The 17,229-nt window shown below is 51.9% G+C and carries 17 protein-coding genes; 6 read left to right on the plus strand and 11 right to left on the minus strand.

The features are described 5' to 3' along the window. Positions 1-432 precede the first annotated feature (432 nt). Positions 433-1,146, minus strand: coding sequence for a response regulator (locus tag ACM615_RS18950; RefSeq protein ID WP_129638950.1), 714 nt, complete (start codon positions 1,144-1,146; stop codon positions 433-435). Continuing rightward, positions 1,139-2,791, minus strand: a complete 1,653-nt coding sequence (locus ACM615_RS18955; RefSeq protein ID WP_129638951.1) for an ATP-binding protein — start codon at positions 2,789-2,791, stop codon at positions 1,139-1,141. The genes ACM615_RS18950 and ACM615_RS18955 overlap by 8 nt, the downstream gene beginning before the upstream one ends. A 320-nt stretch (positions 2,792-3,111) precedes the next feature. On the opposite strand from ACM615_RS18955, the gene ACM615_RS18960 reads away from it, so the two are divergent. Together ACM615_RS18960 and ACM615_RS18965 are read left to right on the plus strand one after the other, a co-directional pair. Continuing rightward, positions 3,112-4,467: a 2-hydroxycarboxylate transporter family protein gene (locus tag ACM615_RS18960; RefSeq protein WP_132967331.1), complete on the plus strand. Its 1,356-nt coding sequence runs from the start codon at positions 3,112-3,114 to the stop codon at positions 4,465-4,467. A gap of 194 nt (positions 4,468-4,661) precedes the next feature. Beyond that, positions 4,662-5,222, plus strand: coding sequence for a C40 family peptidase (locus ACM615_RS18965; RefSeq protein WP_159282878.1), 561 nt, complete (start codon positions 4,662-4,664; stop codon positions 5,220-5,222). Positions 5,223-5,270: 48 nt separating this feature from the next. On the opposite strand, the gene mgrA is transcribed toward ACM615_RS18965, so the two are convergent. From mgrA to ACM615_RS18995, 6 genes are all read right to left on the minus strand, one after another. After that, the gene (gene mgrA / locus ACM615_RS18970) at positions 5,271-6,311 is read right to left on the minus strand and encodes an L-glyceraldehyde 3-phosphate reductase (RefSeq protein ID WP_431012341.1); all 1,041 of its coding nucleotides are present in this window, start codon (positions 6,309-6,311) and stop codon (positions 5,271-5,273) included. Positions 6,312-6,392: 81 nt separating this feature from the next. After that, entirely contained in the window at positions 6,393-7,391 is a 999-nt protein-coding gene (gene nrdF / locus ACM615_RS18975) for a class 1b ribonucleoside-diphosphate reductase subunit beta (RefSeq protein ID WP_113877541.1), read from the minus strand. Between the two features lie 21 nt (positions 7,392-7,412). Further along, on the minus strand, positions 7,413-9,575 hold the full coding sequence (nrdE, locus tag ACM615_RS18980) for a class 1b ribonucleoside-diphosphate reductase subunit alpha (protein ID WP_431012342.1): 2,163 nt from the start codon (positions 9,573-9,575) through the stop codon (positions 7,413-7,415). Next, entirely contained in the window at positions 9,557-9,961 is a 405-nt protein-coding gene (gene nrdI, locus ACM615_RS18985; RefSeq protein ID WP_431012343.1) for a class Ib ribonucleoside-diphosphate reductase assembly flavoprotein NrdI, read from the minus strand. Before nrdI ends, nrdE begins: the two co-directional genes overlap by 19 nt. A 10-nt stretch (positions 9,962-9,971) precedes the next feature. Next, positions 9,972-10,211, minus strand: a complete 240-nt coding sequence (gene nrdH, locus ACM615_RS18990; protein ID WP_113877543.1) for a glutaredoxin-like protein NrdH — start codon at positions 10,209-10,211, stop codon at positions 9,972-9,974. Between the two features lie 256 nt (positions 10,212-10,467). Next, entirely contained in the window at positions 10,468-10,899 is a 432-nt protein-coding gene (locus tag ACM615_RS18995) for a carboxymuconolactone decarboxylase family protein (RefSeq protein WP_113877544.1), read from the minus strand. Between the two features lie 123 nt (positions 10,900-11,022). Here ACM615_RS18995 and ACM615_RS19000 point away from each other — a divergent pair, with 123 nt between their 5' ends. Next, complete coding sequence (locus ACM615_RS19000; protein WP_431012352.1) at positions 11,023-12,483, plus strand: PLP-dependent aminotransferase family protein; 1,461 nt, start codon at positions 11,023-11,025, stop codon at positions 12,481-12,483. 128 nt (positions 12,484-12,611) lie between these two features. Here ACM615_RS19000 and ACM615_RS19005 read toward each other — a convergent pair whose 3' ends face one another. Continuing rightward, positions 12,612-12,917 (minus strand): DUF883 family protein, encoded by a 306-nt coding sequence (locus ACM615_RS19005; protein WP_112289780.1) that lies wholly within the window; start codon positions 12,915-12,917, stop codon positions 12,612-12,614. Between the two features lie 273 nt (positions 12,918-13,190). On the opposite strand from ACM615_RS19005, the gene ACM615_RS19010 reads away from it, so the two are divergent. Beyond that, positions 13,191-14,387: an MFS transporter gene (locus ACM615_RS19010; protein WP_112289779.1), complete on the plus strand. Its 1,197-nt coding sequence runs from the start codon at positions 13,191-13,193 to the stop codon at positions 14,385-14,387. A gap of 125 nt (positions 14,388-14,512) precedes the next feature. After that, positions 14,513-14,848: a DUF2002 family protein gene (locus ACM615_RS19015; protein ID WP_112289777.1), complete on the plus strand. Its 336-nt coding sequence runs from the start codon at positions 14,513-14,515 to the stop codon at positions 14,846-14,848. A 54-nt stretch (positions 14,849-14,902) separates the two neighbouring features. Here the strand turns inward: ACM615_RS19015 and ACM615_RS19020 are convergent, their stop codons facing one another. Then, complete coding sequence (locus ACM615_RS19020; RefSeq protein ID WP_112291257.1) at positions 14,903-15,343, minus strand: DUF1198 domain-containing protein; 441 nt, start codon at positions 15,341-15,343, stop codon at positions 14,903-14,905. A gap of 200 nt (positions 15,344-15,543) precedes the next feature. Between ACM615_RS19020 and ACM615_RS19025 the strand changes: the two genes are divergently transcribed. Beyond that, on the plus strand, positions 15,544-16,074 hold the full coding sequence (locus ACM615_RS19025) for a class IV adenylate cyclase (RefSeq protein WP_112291255.1): 531 nt from the start codon (positions 15,544-15,546) through the stop codon (positions 16,072-16,074). A gap of 48 nt (positions 16,075-16,122) precedes the next feature. Here the strand turns inward: ACM615_RS19025 and ygfZ are convergent, their stop codons facing one another. Beyond that, entirely contained in the window at positions 16,123-17,115 is a 993-nt protein-coding gene (gene ygfZ, locus ACM615_RS19030; RefSeq protein ID WP_431012344.1) for a tRNA-modifying protein YgfZ, read from the minus strand. Between the last annotated feature and the right edge of the window lie 114 nt (positions 17,116-17,229).

Raw genomic sequence — 17,229 nt, forward strand, 5'->3', positions numbered from 1 at the left:
CGTGATTGTGTTTCGGGTTGCGTATTTGTGTGTATCGGGCTTGTCTAATTTTGTCTGGATCCGCTGACATTTAATGACAATTTTCAGGGCTTCATGGCGGGCGGTTTTCCGCTGCATTTAAATTAAGTATATTATTCATAATATATATTTAAGTGATTGTTTTTATTTGTTTTATTTTATGATCTTGTTGTCGATTTTTTATCATTAATAATTGCAGGGAATTTAACCGGGAAATGCGAATTTTTTGCGCAGACTTTACAGGTGTAAATAGTGATTTCAGGGAGGGTGATTACCGGTGAATTTACCGGTTGTCTGAAAGAGGAAATTGAGTTGATATAATGGCAGGATTCGGCGGGCAGAGGGCGTAATTTGCCGGTGCTGACACCGGCGATGAACGTGAAATTCGTCACGGAAAAAAGAGGAAATTGAGTCTCAGGCCTCAGAATTTTTTGTGACGGCTATTTTCCGGTACAGGCGCCGTGGATGGCCGATATTTCCGTACTGCATCTCGACGCCGATAAAGCCAATTTCCACGCAATATTCCAGATATCGGCGGCCTGTCGTTTTGCTGATCCCGACTTCCTCAACGACTTCTTCAACCGACCAGCTGACGTCCGGTTTCGCGTTAAATGCGCGCTGAACCAGTTCGAGCGTATTGGGCTCGATGCCTTTGGCAGAAGGGGCTGCCGGTGTATCGCTGGCGGGCAGATTGAACAACTTATCCAGAGCCCGCTGATCGACGACTTTCACATTACGCAGCGTTTGCACCAGCTGCATAAAACGTTCCAGTGAACTTTGCAGCCGGTGGAAAGACACCGGTTTGATAATGTAATCGAACGCGCCGCTACGCATCGCCTGGCTACAGGTTTGCATATCGCTGGCCGCGGTAATGAAAATCACCGAACAATCGAAGCTTTTCAGCAGCGGGCTGTTGATTAAATCCACACCCTGGCCGTCCGGTAAATAGTTATCGAGCAAAATCAGCCGTGGCTCATGCAGGCGCAACAACGAGCGCGCCTGTTCCAGCGTGGCGGCGATACCCACGACACGCAGATTGAAATTTTGCTCGATAAAATCGCGGTGCAGACCGGCCAGATGCGGCTCGTCTTCCACAATCACGACATCGAGAGCGCTGCTGTTATTCATGGTTCTGTCCTGTTAATGCTTCAGCCGGGTACGGGATAAAGACTGAAAATATCGTACCTTGCGGCGTGTTGTCTGAGATTTCGATGCTGCCGCCGGCCTGACGGACATATCCGGCCACCAGATAAAGCCCGATACCATGTTCCGCGCCGGTCGTGTCGTGGTCGCCTGAGGGCTTGCTTGTCACGCCCTGTTCAAACAGGCGCGGTTTCAGGTCATCATCCACGCCGCTGCCCTGATCGGCGACTTCAATCAGCAGCTCCTGATTCCTGTCTGAAATATACAGTTCGACCGGCACAGAAGGCGTCAGCGCGTTGAGGGTGGCATCCACGGCGTTATCCAGCAGATTACCGACCACCGACATCAGCTCGGTTTCAGTGATAGCCGCCGGAATGCGGGTGAGCTGGCAGGCGGGATCGAAACTGAGTTCAACGCCTTTTTCGCGCGCACTGACGTATTTCCCCAGCAGCAGGCCGCAAAGTGCCGGCGAAGTGAAGCGCGCCGAGACGAAATCCAGCACTGCCTGCGCACCTTCCGACTGCGCCTGAATATAGTGCATCGCATCGTCGTAACGCTGCATTTGCAGCAAACCCGCCAGTGTTGCGGTCCAGTTCAGCTGTTCGTGGCGCATGATGCGCAGATTGTCTGCGTAGCGTTTCACCTGACTCAGCTGGCTGCTCAGCGTATTTATGTCGTTTTTATCGCGGAAACTGAACACCCAGCCGCTTTCTTTACCCGGTTCCAGTTCTATCGGGACGCGGTTGACGATCACCTGTCTCTGATTGAGCACCGTAATCTGATCATGCTGGCTGTTATTTTCACTGATACCACTTTGCGTGAAGAAGGTGGGCGGTGTCTGAAGCACTTCCGCCAACGGTTTACCCAGCAGTTCATTTTCTGGCTGATGGATATCAAGCAACTCGCGTGCGGCGCGGTTAATGGAAATCAGCTGTTTTTGGGCATTAACTGCGAATACGCCTTCGTACATGGCTTCCAGCAAGGCTTTTTGCTGGCGAACCAGCAGCGCGATATCTTTGGGTTCAAGCCAGAACATCTGTTTTTTAACGTTGCGGGTGAACATCCACGAAAAAATGAACAGCAGTAATAAAAGAAGCAAACCGTATAAACCGGCCTGCGCCAGACGATGGCCGTTAATATTATCAATATAAGAAGTGAGGTAGCCGACGGAGACAATACCAATGACCCGATTATTCTCATCCAGGATCGGCGCTTTACTGCGCAATGAAACACCTATACCGCCTTGCCGGACGGAAATAATGGTTTTCCCCGCCAGCACCTCCGCGTTATCACCGCCAATCATCGGCAGGTCGATCCGCTCCGGTGATTGTGAATGATAAAGATGCAGCTCGCGGTTATCGCCGATGACGATATAACTGGCATCGCTTTTATCGCGTAAAGGCTGGATAAGTCGTGCGATCCCGGTGGTATCCCGCGCCTTAACCTTCTGCGCCAGTCCCGGCATCAGCGCGATTTCACTGGCCTGAACCCGTGCGCGCTGGCCGAGGTCGTGATGCAACTGACGATCGATGATATGAAATAAAATAGCGCCCAGCAGTGCCAGCAACAGGCAGGAAAATACCACCAGAGATAAAAAGAGTTTTACCTGAAAAGGCATGCGGAGTTTCATACGGCCTGCTGCAAGATTAACGTAAAGATACACATTGAATAAGCGTACCACGGGGCAGTAAGGGCGGTAATCGGACAAAGACAGAGTTGTGAACAGGCATTATAAATAACGATGAATTCACTCAGTGATTACAAGGGTAATAGGGCTTTTTACTACAAATCTGATAATCCTTATAAATCAAATAACATTAACTCCATAAACACCATAACAACCTTAATCCCTGCGGTTTTAATTTGAACAAACTCACATCCGGCTGACCTGCTGTTTTCTTATGCTCAGAACATCAATAAGAAAAGTATTTATAAGAAAGAGGCAATGTCATGAGCACAACCGACGATTCCTACATCGCAGTCAAAGAAAAGAAAACCTCCGGCCTCTCGGTCAGGCAAAAATGGTGGCATATTCTTGATAACTACAAGATAGGCATTATCCCGCTGCCTTTCTTCCTGCTGGCCGGTGTGCTGATCCTGCTCGACTGCCTGAACGGCAAATTACCCAGCGACATTGTGGTGATGGTTGCCACGCTGGCCTTCTTCGGTTTTGCCTGTGGCGAATTCGGCAAACGCTTACCCGTCGTCGGCAAACTCGGTGCGGCGGCGATTTGCGCCACCTTTATTCCATCGGCGATGGTGCATTACGGTTTACTGCCGGACGTCGTGGTGGATTCCACGGTCAAATTCTATAAATCCACCAATATTCTGTATCTCTACATCTGCTGCATTATTGTCGGCAGCATCATGAGCATGAACCGCCAGGTGCTGATCCAGGGCTTTATGCGCATTTTTGTGCCGATGTTATGCGGTGAAGTGGTGGGCATGATTGCCGGAATGGCGATGGGCACGGTGTTAGGTTTACCGCCAATGCAAACCTTCTTTTTCCTGATCCTGCCGATCATGGCCGGTGGCGTAGGTGAAGGTGCGATCCCGCTGTCGATGGGTTATGCGACCATTTTGCACATGGAACAAGGTGTGGCGCTGGGGCGTATTCTGCCGATCGTGATGCTGGGCGGTCTGACGGCAATTGTGCTGGCGGGCGTGCTGAATCAGCTGGGGAAACGCTATCCGCATCTGACCGGTGAGGGGCAGCTGATGCCGTCGAAAAAAGGTGAGTTGGGCAGCGGAACTGACAAATTCGAAGGAAATCCGGGCGTGAATGCGCTGGCCTGTGGCGCGCTGCTGGCGATCCTGCTTTACATGGTCGGGATGCTCGGTCAGAAGTGGATCGGCCTGCCCGCGCCGGTCGGCATGTTATTCGCGGCAGTACTGGTAAAACTGGCAAATGGCGTTTCACCGACCATTCAGCACGGCTCGATGACGGTGTATAAATTCTTCCGCACCGCAGTGACCTATCCGGTGCTGTTCGCGGTGGGTGTGGCGATCACGCCGTGGCAGGAACTGATCAACGCTTTTACCCTGCAAAACCTCCTCGTGATCGTGACCACCGTGCTGGCGCTGGTCGGCACCGGTTTTTACGTCGGCAAGAAAATCGGTATGCATCCGATTGATGTGGCGATTGTTTCCTGCTGCCAGAGCGGGCAGGGCGGCACCGGTGACGTGGCTATTCTGACTTCGGGTAACCGTATGACGCTGATGCCTTTCGCGCAAATCGCTACCCGCATCGGTGGTGCAATCAACGTTTCAGTCGGATTATTTGTGCTGGCGAAGTTCTTTTCATAATCCCCGTAACAGCCCCTTTCACCGAAGGGGCTGGTTTCACTGAGAAAAAATCCGCAGTCCAAAACTGGACATAAAATAGCCAGATTATTTCACTTTATCTGGTTATTATTTGCGCACTCAGAGACGAGTCACCCGCCCCGAGAGCCGGTTCCCACGTAAGGAAGAGCATTATTTTTTAACGAAAGAATCCACGCATGTTCCGTATTAAATCGCTTGTTTCTGCCTTACTGCTTCTTGTAGCCGGTTTATTCAGCACCCATTCCTTTGCTTTTGATATGCCTAAAGAGTTTGAGTCTATGGATACCTATAAATTTTTCCACAGCGAGCTTTTTGATGGAAAAGGATCCTCTGTCACTGCGGTTAACACCGGCAACTCAGAAAATATTAAAAGTGCCTTGCTGGCTGAATATCCGCGCTGGAAAGGGACGCATTATCGCTGGGGTGGAACCACACACAAAGGTGTCGATTGTTCGGCGCTGATGCAACATCTCTTCCGGGATTCCCTGCAAAAACGCCTGCCGAGAACCACGTTTCAGCAAATCAGGAACGGCAGAAAAGTGAGTAAAAATAGCCTGAAACCGGGGGATTTAGTCTTTTTCAAAACGTCGCCTGGCGATCGTCATGTCGGCGTGTATGTCGGGGATCATCAGTTTATTCATGCCTCGAAAATTGAAGGCGTCACGATTTCATCACTGGATAATCAGTACTGGGTCGATCATTACGAAACAGCACGACGTTTAGAGCTGATGAGCTAAAAAAAGGCGGATCCTTTTCAGGATATCCGCCTGTTTTACTTTGAATATTTACTTATCTGATGACGCCTGCCACAGATTCAATTCACCATCCGCCACATGTTTATCAATCGCTGCCAGTTCTTCTGCGGTGAAACGCAGATTGTCCAGCGCCTTGACGTTTTCATCCAGTTGTTCAGGACGGCTCGCGCCAATCAGCACTGACGTCACGCGGTTGTCTTTCAGCAGCCAGCTCAGCGCCATCTGCGCCATCGTCTGTCCGCGCTGTTCCGCCATTTCATTGAGCAGCCGCAGGCTGTTCAGGTTTTCCTCAGACAGCATCCTGGCATTCAGCCCGCGCACTTTATTCCCTTCCACCTGCATCCGCGAACCGTCCGGAATACCGTTGAGGTATTTACCGGTCAGCAAGCCCTGAGCCAGCGGCGTAAAGGCAATGCAGCCCGCGCCGTTTTGTTCCAGCGTATCCAGTAAACCACTCTTATCGACCCAGCGGTTCAGCAGATTGTAAGAAGGCTGATGAATAAGCAGCGGCACTTTTAGCTCGCGCAGCAGTTCAGCCATTTTCTGTGTACGTTCCGGCGAATAAGACGAAATCCCGACATACAACGCTTTGCCACTTTGCACGGCGTAAGCCAGCGCTGCTGCGGTTTCTTCCATCGGCGCTTCTTCATCCACGCGATGAGAATAGAAGATATCGACGTAATCCAGCCCCATGCGTTGAAGGCTTTGATCAAGGCTTGCCAGCAGATATTTGCGTGAACCGCCGGAGCCGTAAGGTCCAGGCCACATGTCATAACCAGCTTTGGTGGAGATAATCAGTTCATCGCGATACGGGGCGAAATCCTGCTTCAGCAAACGACCAAAATTCTCTTCGGCTGAACCCGGAGGCGGGCCGTAGTTATTCGCCAGATCAAAATGAGTGATGCCTAAATCAAAGGCTTTTTGCAGTAATGCGCGCTGGGATTCGAGCTGGCTGACATGGCCGAAGCTGTGCCACAGGCCAAGAGACAGTGCAGGGAGTTTTAAACCGCTCTGACCGCAGCGGCGGAATTGCATGGTTTCGTAGCGGGAGGGGGAGGCCTGATACGGCATGATGTTTCCTTCTTTTTAGAGGAAGTAGGGTTATTTTTGAAACACTGTTTTATTGTAACCCTTGAAGAAATTACAGCAACATCAGAAATCCCAGTCCTCGTCTTCGGTATTGACGGCTTTGCCGATCACATACGAAGATCCGGATCCGGAGAAGAAGTCGTGGTTTTCGTCGGCGTTTGGCGATAATGCGGAGAGGATCGCCGGATTCACATCCGCCATGCTGGCCGGGAACAGGGCTTCGTAGCCGAGATTCATCAGCGCTTTGTTGGCGTTGTAATGCAGGAATTTCTTCACGTCTTCGCTCCAGCCTACACCGTCATACAGTTCTTCGGTGTAGCGGATCTCGTTGTCGTACAAATCCTGAATCAGATCAAACGCCTGCTCCTTGATCTGACGCTGACGCTCTTCGCTTTCCAGTGCCAGCGCTTTCTGGAATTTATAGCCGATGTAGTAACCGTGAACCGCTTCGTCACGGATGATCAGACGGATCAGATCCGCGGTGTTGGTGAGCTTGGCGCGGCTCGACCAGTACATCGGCAGATAAAAACCGGAGTAGAACAGGAACGACTCAAGGAACACGCTGGCGACTTTCTTCATCAGCGGATCTTCTCCGTCGTAATACGACAAAATGATCGCCGCTTTATTTTGCAGCGCGACGTTTTCCTCGCTCCAGCGGTAGGCTTCATCCACGTCCACGGTGGCGCACAGCGTCGAGAAAATTGAACTGTAAGAACGCGCATGCACCGCTTCCATAAAGCAGATATTCGAGTAAACCGCTTCTTCGTGTGGCGTCACCGCATCTTTCATCAGCGTCGGTGCGCCGACCACGTTTTGCACGGTATCCAGCAGCGTCAGGCCGGTAAATACGCGGATCGTCAGTTGTTTTTCCTGCGCGCTGAGCGTCGCCCACGACGGAATATCGTTCGACAACGGCACCTTTTCAGGCAGCCAGAAATTCGACGTCAGGCGATTCCACACTTCGAGGTCTTTATCGTCCTGGATTTTGTTCCAGTTGATGGCTTTGCTGACCGGTTGGGGTACTAACCTTTGTTTTACTGTGAATGTTTTTACTGCGCTCATCTTTTAAGTCCTTTCAATCGGTTACAGCGTGCAGGAAACGCAGCCCTGAACTTCGGTGCCTTCCAGCGCCATCTGGCGCAGACGGATGTAATAAATGGTTTTGATGCCTTTGCGCCAGGCGTAAATCTGCGCTTTGTTAATGTCGCGCGTGGAGGCGGTATCGCGGAAGAATAGCGTCAGTGACAACCCCTGATCGACGTGCTGCGTGGCTTCGGCGTAGGTATCAATGATTTTTTCCGGGCCGATTTCGTAGGCATCCTGGTAGTAATCCAGATTGTCATTGGTCATAAACGCCGCCGGATAATACACGCGTCCAATCTTGCCCTCTTTGCGGATTTCTACGCGGGACACAATCGGGTGAATACTCGACGTCGAATTATTGATGTAAGAAATAGAACCAGTCGGCGGCACCGCCTGTAAATTCTGGTTATACAGCCCGTGCTGCATCACGGAATCTTTCAGCGCCGCCCAGTCTGCGGTAGTCGGAATAGCAATCCCGGCGTCAGCAAACAGTTCGCGCACGCGGTCGGTTTTCGGCTGCCATTTCGCCGCCAGTGCGTCATCGATATATTTGTCAAAATACGCGCCGCTGGCGTAGGTGGAATCTCTGAAACCTTTAAATGACTGCTGGCGCTCGATAGCGATCTGGTTCGAGGCGCGGATCGCATGGAAAGCCACGGTGCAGAAATAGATATTGGTGAAATCCAGACCTTCTTCTGAGCCGTAATAAATACGCTCGCGGCACAGATAACCGTGCAGGTTCATCTGACCGAGGCCGATGGCGTGCGAATCCTGATTCCCCTGATCGATGGATGGCACCGAACGGATATGGCTCATGTCAGAGACTGCCGTCAGCGCGCGAACCGCCATTTCCACGGTATTGCCGAAATCCGGTGAATCCATCGCCGAGGCGATATTCAGTGAGCCGAGATTACAGGAAATGTCTTTGCCAATTTCCTGATAAGACAGGTCTTCACCGTAGACCGTCGGCGAATTCACCTGCAAAATCTCCGAACACAGGTTGCTCATATTGATGCGACCTTTGATCGGATTGGCGCGGTTCACCGTGTCTTCAAACATCATGTACGGATAGCCGGATTCAAACTGAATCTCCGCCAGCACCTGGAAGAATTCGCGCGCGTTGATTTTGCTTTTGTGAATGCGTTTGTCATTCACCATCTCGCGGTATTTCTCGCTGATGCTGATTTCAGACATCGGCACGCCGTACACTTTCTCCACGTGATACGGCGAGAACAGGTACATATCTTCGTTGTTCTTCGCCAGTTCGAACGTGATATCCGGAATGACCACACCGAGCGACAGCGTTTTAATACGGATTTTTTCGTCGGCGTTTTCGCGCTTAGTATCGAGGAAACGCAGAATATCCGGGTGATGAGCGTTCAGATACACCGCGCCCGCGCCCTGACGCGCGCCGAGCTGATTGGCGTAAGAGAAGGCATCTTCCAGCATCTTCATGATCGGAATAACGCCGGAAGACTGGTTTTCGATGCGCTTGATCGGCGCGCCCACTTCACGGATGTTGGTCAGCATAAAGGCCACGCCGCCGCCGCGTTTGGAGAGCTGTAAGGCCGAGTTGACCGAGCGACCGATAGATTCCATGTTGTCTTCAATGCGTAACAGGAAACAGGACACCAGTTCGCCGCGCTGTTTTTTTCCGCAGTTGAGGAATGTCGGCGTTGCTGGCTGGAAGCGGCCGGAAATGATCTCATCAACAAAATGGCGGGCGAGCTGAATATCGCCGCGTGCCAGCGTCATCGCCACCATGCACACGCGATCTTCATAACGCTCAAGGTAGCGCTTGCCGTCAAAGGTTTTCAGCGTGTAGCTGGTGTAATACTTGAATGCGCCCAGAAAGGTCTGGAAGCGGAATTTTTTGGCGTAAGCTTGTTTGAATAACGCTTTAATATCGTCAAACGCGTACTGATCCAGCACGGCGGCTTCGTAATAGCCTTCTTCCACCAGATAACGCAGTTTCTCCGCCAGATTATGGAAAAACACCGTGTTTTGATTGACGTGTTGCAGGAAGTATTGGCGCGCGGCCAGGCGGTCTTTATCAAACTGGATCTGGCCGTTAGCGTCGAACAGATTCAGCATCGCGTTAAGCGCATGATAATCCGGGCTGCTGGTGCCGGGGTCGGTAATTGCTAGTTCTGTCGCTGCCAAAATTCTGTTACTCCCTGTCTGACCTTTGCAACGTCTTCCGGCGTTCCCAGCAATTCAAAGCGGTACAGGTAAGGCACCTGACACTTCTGGGAAATAATCTCACCGGCAATGCAATACGCTGCGCCGAAGTTGGTGTTACCGGCGGCGATAACGCCGCGGATGAGTGAACGGTTATGTTCATCGTTCAGAAAACGGATCACTTGTGTCGGCACCGCGCCTTTGGACGATCCGCCGCCGTAGCTCGGCACCACCAAAATATACGGTGTGTCGACACGCAATTTTTCAGGCTGACGCTCTGTCGGGATGCGGATCGCCGGCAATCCCGTTCTGCCGACGAAGCGATGGGTGTTTTCTGAACTGCTGGAAAAATAGACCAACGGATTCATCCGCCGGTCCTCAGAACGCGTTCTGAAGCTGGCGCAGGGCGCTGATTTTGTCCGGACGGAAACCAGACCAGTGGTCGTCACCGGCCACAATCACCGGAACTTGCTGATAACCCATCGCACGAACCTGCCCGAGAGCCTGCTCATCCTGAGTCAAATCGACAACTTCGTAGGCGATGCCTTGTTTATCGAATGCACGGTAAGTCGCGTTGCACTGGACACAGTCTGGTTTACTGTAAATAATAATGCTCATGATTCGTATTTCCATCTAGTAAGAAATCAGAGACAATTTTTGCCTGCCCGCTGTGCGGCTGTTTCAGCCGGGGGAAAGGCGCGAGAGTCGGTGCCATCGTGGCGTTCCGATGGACTGAATACTAGATGTGGTGATTTAAATTTTCAACCACACAATATGTAGATTTTCTAAATTTGCTTATTGCAAAAACGGCAAAGCCCGCAGGCAGCGGGCTGGAGAGGGAAAACTTTTTTAGTTCAATTTTCGAGCGGTCAGATTACTGGCGCATACCCACCGCGAGACGGTTAAACGCATTCATCAGACCGATGGCGAAGGTCAGTTCTGAGATTTCCACGTCGCTGAATTGTGCTTTCAGTGGCTCAAAGGCGTTATCCGGTGCGCCGGTAGCGGCAATAAGAGTGAGTGATTCAGCCCAGGCCAGTGCCGCGCGTTCACGTTCAGAATACGCATGGCTGACCTGCCAGCCCGCCAGTTGATCCAGTTTGGTCTGCGCGACGTCCATTTTGCGCAACGCTTTAGAGTGCATATCCAGACAATACGCACAGCCGTTAATTTGCGAAACACGCAGGAACGCCAGTTCGATAATCACGTTATCCAGCGGACCGTTTTCCAGTGCGCCGAGCGCGGCTTTCATCGGTTCCATCACTGAAGAAGACAGGGAATAGTAAGGCAGGCGAAGTGCAGTCATGATGATTTCCTCTGGGAGATATTGAAGTAAACAGTGACGCACCGTGCGTCTCAATGACCGTAACTTTACGCCTCGTATGGTCTATACTACAGAGCCATAAAATACATATTTATACAGGTCATGATGCGCGGCTTCAGTCTTTCCTTTCAGCTCGATCCCCGACACAAAGCACCGCTTTACCGCCAGATTTATCAGCGGGTAAAACAGGCGATCATGGCAGGACAGCTTAAACGCGACAGCCGTGTGCCGTCGGTGCGGGCGCTGGCCAGTGAACTTGGCGTGGCGCGCGCCACGGTGGAAAATGCCTATGGCCTGCTGATGGCGGAAGGCTTTTTGCAAAGCCGCGGACAGGCCGGAACGGTGGTCAGCGCGCCGGAAAGTTTATCCTCCCCCGAGCCAGCGCCGGTCAGAAAAGACGCCGGGCGTAAGCCCATCAACCCGATGTTGCCTTCTGTTTCTTCCCTTCCTTTCCAGCTCGGTCTGCCAGCGCTGGATGCGTTCCCGCGTGCTATCTGGTCGCGCATTGTCTCTAGGCAAATCCGGCACACCGGCATGAATGATTTAGGCCATCCGCCGCTGGCGGGTACAGACGTTTTACGCCACGCGGTAGCCCGTTATCTGCAACTTTCCCGCGGGTTTACCTGCCGTCCGGAACAGATATTTATCTGCGGCGGCTATGCGCCGGTACTGGATTTGATCATCGGCAGTCTGCTGCAACCGGGCGACGGCGTCTGGCTGGAAGACCCGGGTTATCCGGTTACGCAGGCATTTTTCCGTGCGGCAGGTGCGGTTGCCATGGCGGTGAACGTGGATGATGAGGGCATGAATGTGCCGCAGGCGGTGAAGCAGTTTCCTGACGCACGATTTGCCGTTGTTACGCCCGCGCACCAAAGCCCGACCGGCGTGACCATGAGTTTAGCGCGGCGCATGGCGCTGCTGGACTGGGCAGCACAGCAACAAGCGTGGATTATTGAAGATGATTACGACAGCGAGTTCCGTTATCACGGACAGCCTTTGCCTTCGCTGAAAAGTCTCGATACGCAGGGAAGGGTGATTTACGCTGGAACGTTCAGCAAAGTGATGTTTCCGGCGCTTCGCTGCGGCTATGTGGTGGTGCCGGAAAGTCTGGTGGAAAAAATCGAGGCATATTGCCCGCTGCGAATTTGCGGCACGCCGCCTTTGGTGCAAAGCAGCATTGCGGAATTCATCGAACAGGGGCATTTCTACCGGCATCTGAAACGGATGCGCCAGCTTTATGCTGAACGCCGTGGTTATCTCGAACAGGCGCTGACGGCGCAGTTTCCGGCCGGGGTGTTACGCGTGAATCAGCAGGTCGGCGGGATCCAGTTATCCGCCAGCCTGAATACCCGTCTGGATGACGCGCTGATCGCCAGACATGCCCGCGAACAGGGGCTGGCGGTGCAGGCGCTTTCCGACTGGCAGGTTGAGCGGCGTGAGCGTGGCGGAGCGTTACGCCCGAACGGTTTGCTGATGGGGTTTCCTAATATCAGTTCTCAGGAGCAGGCCCAAGGGCTGGTGCAGCGGTTGGAGCGGGTGATTTCAGGAAGCCAGAACCAGAAATAGAAAACGGAGCCCGAAGGCTCCGTCGTCTTTTTAGCAATTACGCGGCAATGAGGGAGCCACGCGGATGTTTCAGCTTTTTAAGGCATATTCCCGACACAGGAGTGAAACATCACTAATTGCCTTTTTTGTTAGCGACGTCCCAGAAGGACACCGATAACAATACCGATTGCCGCACCGGCACCGACGCCATACCACGGATTATCTTTCACATAATCATTGGCTGTAGCCGCCGCATCACGTGCCTGCTGGCTAATTTTATCGGTGTTAAAACGTGCGCGTGTATCACGCAGAACGCCCTGTGCTTTGCTGCGGAGTTTATCCAATTCATCCTTGGATTTATCGCCTGCAGACTGAAGTACTTCATCCAGCGTATCCGCCAGCAGGGTTACGTCCTGATTGATATTTTTTTCTACTTTATCTGTTTTCTTAAACATTCCGTCTCTCCTTGTGTGACTGTTGGATTAAGCATAGACCATAATGTCGTACCAGATGGTTCTTTAAGGACAAAGACCTGTGATGATGGGGCTTTACAGGCCATGACCCTGTGGCAGCAAGTCAGGCGGGGCGCGGGCTGACGTGATACGTCTCAGATTTCTCTGCAAAACAAAATCTGCGTTACAGCCAATAACATTTTTAGCCCGTTTCGAGGCTAAAACCTGTTTATACTGTTGATTCCACTCTCTGTGATCTCATTTTCGGGTCCGCCCATGTCTTTAAGTACGCTTCGTTCTAACGCTCTGCTCAATAAACGCATTTTGTCGTTCATGCTGTTTACCTTCGTTGTCTATCTGACCATCGGCTTACCGCTCGCCGTCTTGCCAGGCTTTGTGCATAACACGCTGGGATACAACTCGGTGCTGGCAGGACTGGTGATCAGCGTTCAGTATTTTTCAACGCTCATCAGCCGCCCGCATGCCGGGCGTTACGCGGATATGCTTGGGCCAAAACGGGTGGTGATTTTTGGTCTGATTTGCTGCGGGATGAGTGGCGTGTTTTACGCGATTGCCTTCTGGTTTGCTGCTTATCCGCTGGCGAGCCTGCTATTACTTTGTCTGGCACGCGTTTTCTTAGGCGTAGGCGAAAGCTTCGGCAGCACCGGAACCACCTTGTGGGGGATTGGCGCGGTGGGTGCGAAACATACGGCGCGGGTGATCTCGTGGAACGGCGTGGCGACTTATGGCGCGATGGCTGTCGGCGCGCCGCTTGGAGTATTGCTCAACCATGCTTACGGGCTGATGGGCGTAGCCGTTCTGATTATTGTCGCTGCTGCATTTGCCGCCATTCTTGCCTGTATGAAAGCGGCGATTTCTGTCACCGCCGGTAAACGTATTGCCTTTAAAGCGGTGGTTGGACGCATCTGGCTTTACGGACTGGGGCTGGGTTTCGGCACGATCGGGTTCGGCGTTATCGCCACCTTTATCACACTGTATTACGCCGATAAAGGCTGGAGCGGAGCGGCGTTCACGCTCACTTTATTCAGCCTCGGATTTGTTGGCGCGCGTCTGATTTTCGGCAATATGATCAATCGCTTTGGTGGCCTGCGCGTTTCACTGGTTTCGTTTGTGTTTGAAGTGGCGGGGTTGCTGATGATCTGGCTGGGGCACGATCCGCTTTCTGTGCAGTTTGGCGCGTTCCTTACCGGCTCGGGTTTCTCGCTGATTTTCCCTGCGCTGGGCGTGGAGGCGGTAAAACAGGTGCCGCCGCAAAATCAGGGCACGGCGCTGGGCTTATATTCTGCATTTTTAGATCTCGGGCTGGGGATCACCGGACCGGTTGCCGGACTGATTATTTCGCATCTGGGCACGCCCTCTATTTATCTGGCGGCAGCTTTTATGGTCGTGGTCGCCTGGTTACTGACACTCAAAATATGGCTGCAAAACGCGCGTCAGACTCAGGCTGAATAACCATTTTACAGTGTGAATGCTGAGTGTAGATAAATCCTAAATACGCCAAAATTTGGGATAAACGCATTGTCTGGCAGAGTTATTGCGGTAAGGTCGCCTTGCGGTTAAAGAAGCGAGGAGCAACCATGTATTTACGGCCAGATGAAGTGGCACGCGTTTTAGAAACATCAGGTTTTGAACGCGATTTTATTGATGATAAAGCTTACGGTTACCGCCGGGGCGAGCATTATGTGTATGTAAACCGGGAAGCGCGGTTTGGCCGGACTGCCCTGGTAATACACCCGGCTCTGAAAGAGCGCAGTGAACGATTTGCAGAACCTACGGCATCTTTTCGCAGCAGCGATGCGTACAAGAATTTCCCGCTGGATGTTTCCAGCGACAACGAAACCTATTATGGAATTTGCCACGGTTTCAGTTCGCGTCAGATTTTGGCGAGCTATCTGGATAACGTATTCAGATAATCAGCCAGGTCGATCTGATAAGAAAAAGCCGCTGAATCAGCGGCTTTTTTGCGTCTACACCAGATGGATCTGGTTATACGTCTGATTGTAGTCGCGGCGAAACTGCGCCAGTTCGAAAGGTTCGATATCCAGTTCAGCGAAATAAAACAGCGCCAGTTCGGCGTGTTCGCTGCTCAGCTGTGGCGGTAAATGCGCGCGCACCAGAATATTACGCCAGCGGATGATGTTTTCCTCTGAGGCATCTTTAATAAAGGTCTGATAAATAAACACAACGTAGGCAGCCTTGCGGATCTCTTCAGCGTATCCACCGCTTATTGAGCGGATAAACATCTGACTTTGTCGTTTGCCCATTTCCAGCAGCATTGAATCAATATAAACCGGCTTAATTTTCAACAGACTGGCGAGAGACGCGTTCGCTTTACGGGTGTCTGCCGTCATAAACCAATAACCCACAATAAAAACCACAACAATTGCAGCAAGCATAATCCATATCATTCTGGACTCTGGCCTCCGGCCTTTTCTGGCGTGATGTGAAAGGTGCATGCAACACCCGATGTGGGGAGTTTATCTGCTAATGACAGGAAATACGTGAAGGAGTGACAAAGAATTTGCGCCCGCTTCGCAGAATGTCATTGTAAGGTCATGGGATATTGATTAAATCAGATAAAAAGCGTGAACCATTAAAGGAGTAACGGATGGCCAGAAACATTGAAATTAAAGCCAGAATTGATGATTTTTCAGCGATGTATGAAAAACTTGCTCTGCTTGCAGACGGCTTGCCGGACATCATTGATCAGGACGATACCTTTTTTATCTGCCCGCACGGACGACTTAAATTACGCACTTTTTCGCCTGATCGCGGTGAACTGATTTTCTATCAGCGTCCGGATCAGGCAGGCCCGAAAACCAGTTTCTACCAGCTGACCGAAACTCAGGATCCCGACAGTCTGCGTGAAACTCTGACGCTGGCTTACGGCGCTGCCGGGCGGGTCATCAAACAGCGGACGTTATTTATGACCGGCCAGACCCGTTTGCATCTCGATCGGGTCAAACATCTGGGGGATTATCTTGAGTTTGAAGTGGTGCTGGACGAGAGCGAAACGCCGGAACAGGGCATTGCGATAGCTGAGGATTTACTGGAAAAGTTAGGCATCGAGCGGCAGGAACTGGTCGATCAGGCTTATGTTGATTTGCTCAATGCCAAAGGCAAACACTCTCACGATTAAGTGAATAATCACCGCCTTGCGGATCGAAGGCGGTGATGTCAGTTACTGTTACTTCGTTTCTTCCAGCGAATACGGCAATGGCTGAATGCTCAGCTGACTGGTGGCATCTTCACGCACACGCAGATTAGCGTCGGCTTCAAGGTCATTATTCAGTACCGCCTGAACCCAAACCGTGCCGTCGCTGAGCTGAACGGCCGCCAGAACGGTACCGGTACGACGCCAGTTTTCCCCGAGTTGCAATTCAAGGTCATCTGCCGGAGCGGGCACTTTGCTCGCCTTGCCGGACAACCAGTAAAGCGCGCGTTTATTGGCGCCACGGTATTTTGCTCGCGCTACCATTTCCTGACCGGCGTAACAGCCCTTGGTAAAACTGATGCCCTCGAGCGCCTGAATGTTGGTCGCCTGAGGAATAAACTGAACGGCGTTTGGTGTATCAATCACCGGGAAACCGGCTTCGATATCCAGCGCCAGCCATTGCTGACTGTCGTTGCGCTGCGCCTGCTCGCCTAATTCTTCGACCACCTGACGGGCTTTTTCCGGGCTGGTCACAATCAGATAACGTTCTGCCGGCAGGGAGAAATGCAGCAGGGTGGTTTCATCTTGTTGCACGACCTGTTGCTCTGCCGTTGGTAATGTTGAAAAGAGACCTGTCAGCGCGGCGCTGGCCTGAAAACCTGCCACGCCGAGCAATACGACGTCGTCGTCAGCCGTGAACGTCACTTTGGAGAACACCGCGTATTTCTTCATTTCGGTTAACTGAGTGTCGCGCAAATTACGACGCTCAATAAATGCCATACCGTCACCACGTTTGAACAGACGAAGGTTACTCCACATTTTTCCTTTCGCGTCACAATGCGCGCAAAGAACGTGGCTGTCGGCTGCCAGCGCATCGACATCCACAGTGACCTGACCTTGCAGGTACTTCATGGTGTCTGCGCCGTTCATGGTTACCAGCGCCCAGTCTTCCAGAGAGATCAACGTCAGCGGCAGATGAGACGACGCTGAAGGTTTTTGCGGTGGAAAGGGAAATTCGTTAGCCATTTTCTAATCCCGGTCAATGAAATGTGACTGATGCCTCATGGTAAAAGAGCCCACCCGCTTTGAAAACAGTTATTGGTGCCTTTTACGGGATGCCTTCCAGAGAATGTAAAACAT

Source organism: Rahnella sp. PAMC25617 (assembly GCF_050606005.1).
Lineage (GTDB): Bacteria > Pseudomonadota > Gammaproteobacteria > Enterobacterales > Enterobacteriaceae > Rahnella > Rahnella variigena.

What these genes read in the sequence shown, in the direction of transcription:
- ACM615_RS19020 (WP_112291257.1), bottom strand. Translation starts at nt 15,343, where the DNA reads ATGATATGGATTATGCTTGCTGCAATTGTTGTGGTTTTTATTGTGGGT.
- ACM615_RS18950 (WP_129638950.1), bottom strand. Translation starts at nt 1,146, where the DNA reads ATGAATAACAGCAGCGCTCTCGATGTCGTGATTGTGGAAGACGAGCCG.
- ACM615_RS19005 (WP_112289780.1), bottom strand. Translation starts at nt 12,917, where the DNA reads ATGTTTAAGAAAACAGATAAAGTAGAAAAAAATATCAATCAGGACGTA.
- ACM615_RS19025 (WP_112291255.1), top strand. Translation starts at nt 15,544, where the DNA reads ATGGCCAGAAACATTGAAATTAAAGCCAGAATTGATGATTTTTCAGCG.
- ACM615_RS18995 (WP_113877544.1), bottom strand. Translation starts at nt 10,899, where the DNA reads ATGACTGCACTTCGCCTGCCTTACTATTCCCTGTCTTCTTCAGTGATG.
- nrdF (WP_113877541.1), bottom strand. Translation starts at nt 7,391, where the DNA reads ATGAGCGCAGTAAAAACATTCACAGTAAAACAAAGGTTAGTACCCCAA.
- ACM615_RS19015 (WP_112289777.1), top strand. Translation starts at nt 14,513, where the DNA reads ATGTATTTACGGCCAGATGAAGTGGCACGCGTTTTAGAAACATCAGGT.
- ACM615_RS19010 (WP_112289779.1), top strand. Translation starts at nt 13,191, where the DNA reads ATGTCTTTAAGTACGCTTCGTTCTAACGCTCTGCTCAATAAACGCATT.
- ygfZ (WP_431012344.1), bottom strand. Translation starts at nt 17,115, where the DNA reads ATGGCTAACGAATTTCCCTTTCCACCGCAAAAACCTTCAGCGTCGTCT.
- ACM615_RS19000 (WP_431012352.1), top strand. Translation starts at nt 11,023, where the DNA reads ATGCGCGGCTTCAGTCTTTCCTTTCAGCTCGATCCCCGACACAAAGCA.
- nrdH (WP_113877543.1), bottom strand. Translation starts at nt 10,211, where the DNA reads ATGAGCATTATTATTTACAGTAAACCAGACTGTGTCCAGTGCAACGCG.
- ACM615_RS18955 (WP_129638951.1), bottom strand. Translation starts at nt 2,791, where the DNA reads ATGAAACTCCGCATGCCTTTTCAGGTAAAACTCTTTTTATCTCTGGTG.
- ACM615_RS18965 (WP_159282878.1), top strand. Translation starts at nt 4,662, where the DNA reads ATGTTCCGTATTAAATCGCTTGTTTCTGCCTTACTGCTTCTTGTAGCC.
- mgrA (WP_431012341.1), bottom strand. Translation starts at nt 6,311, where the DNA reads ATGCCGTATCAGGCCTCCCCCTCCCGCTACGAAACCATGCAATTCCGC.
- ACM615_RS18960 (WP_132967331.1), top strand. Translation starts at nt 3,112, where the DNA reads ATGAGCACAACCGACGATTCCTACATCGCAGTCAAAGAAAAGAAAACC.
- nrdI (WP_431012343.1), bottom strand. Translation starts at nt 9,961, where the DNA reads ATGAATCCGTTGGTCTATTTTTCCAGCAGTTCAGAAAACACCCATCGC.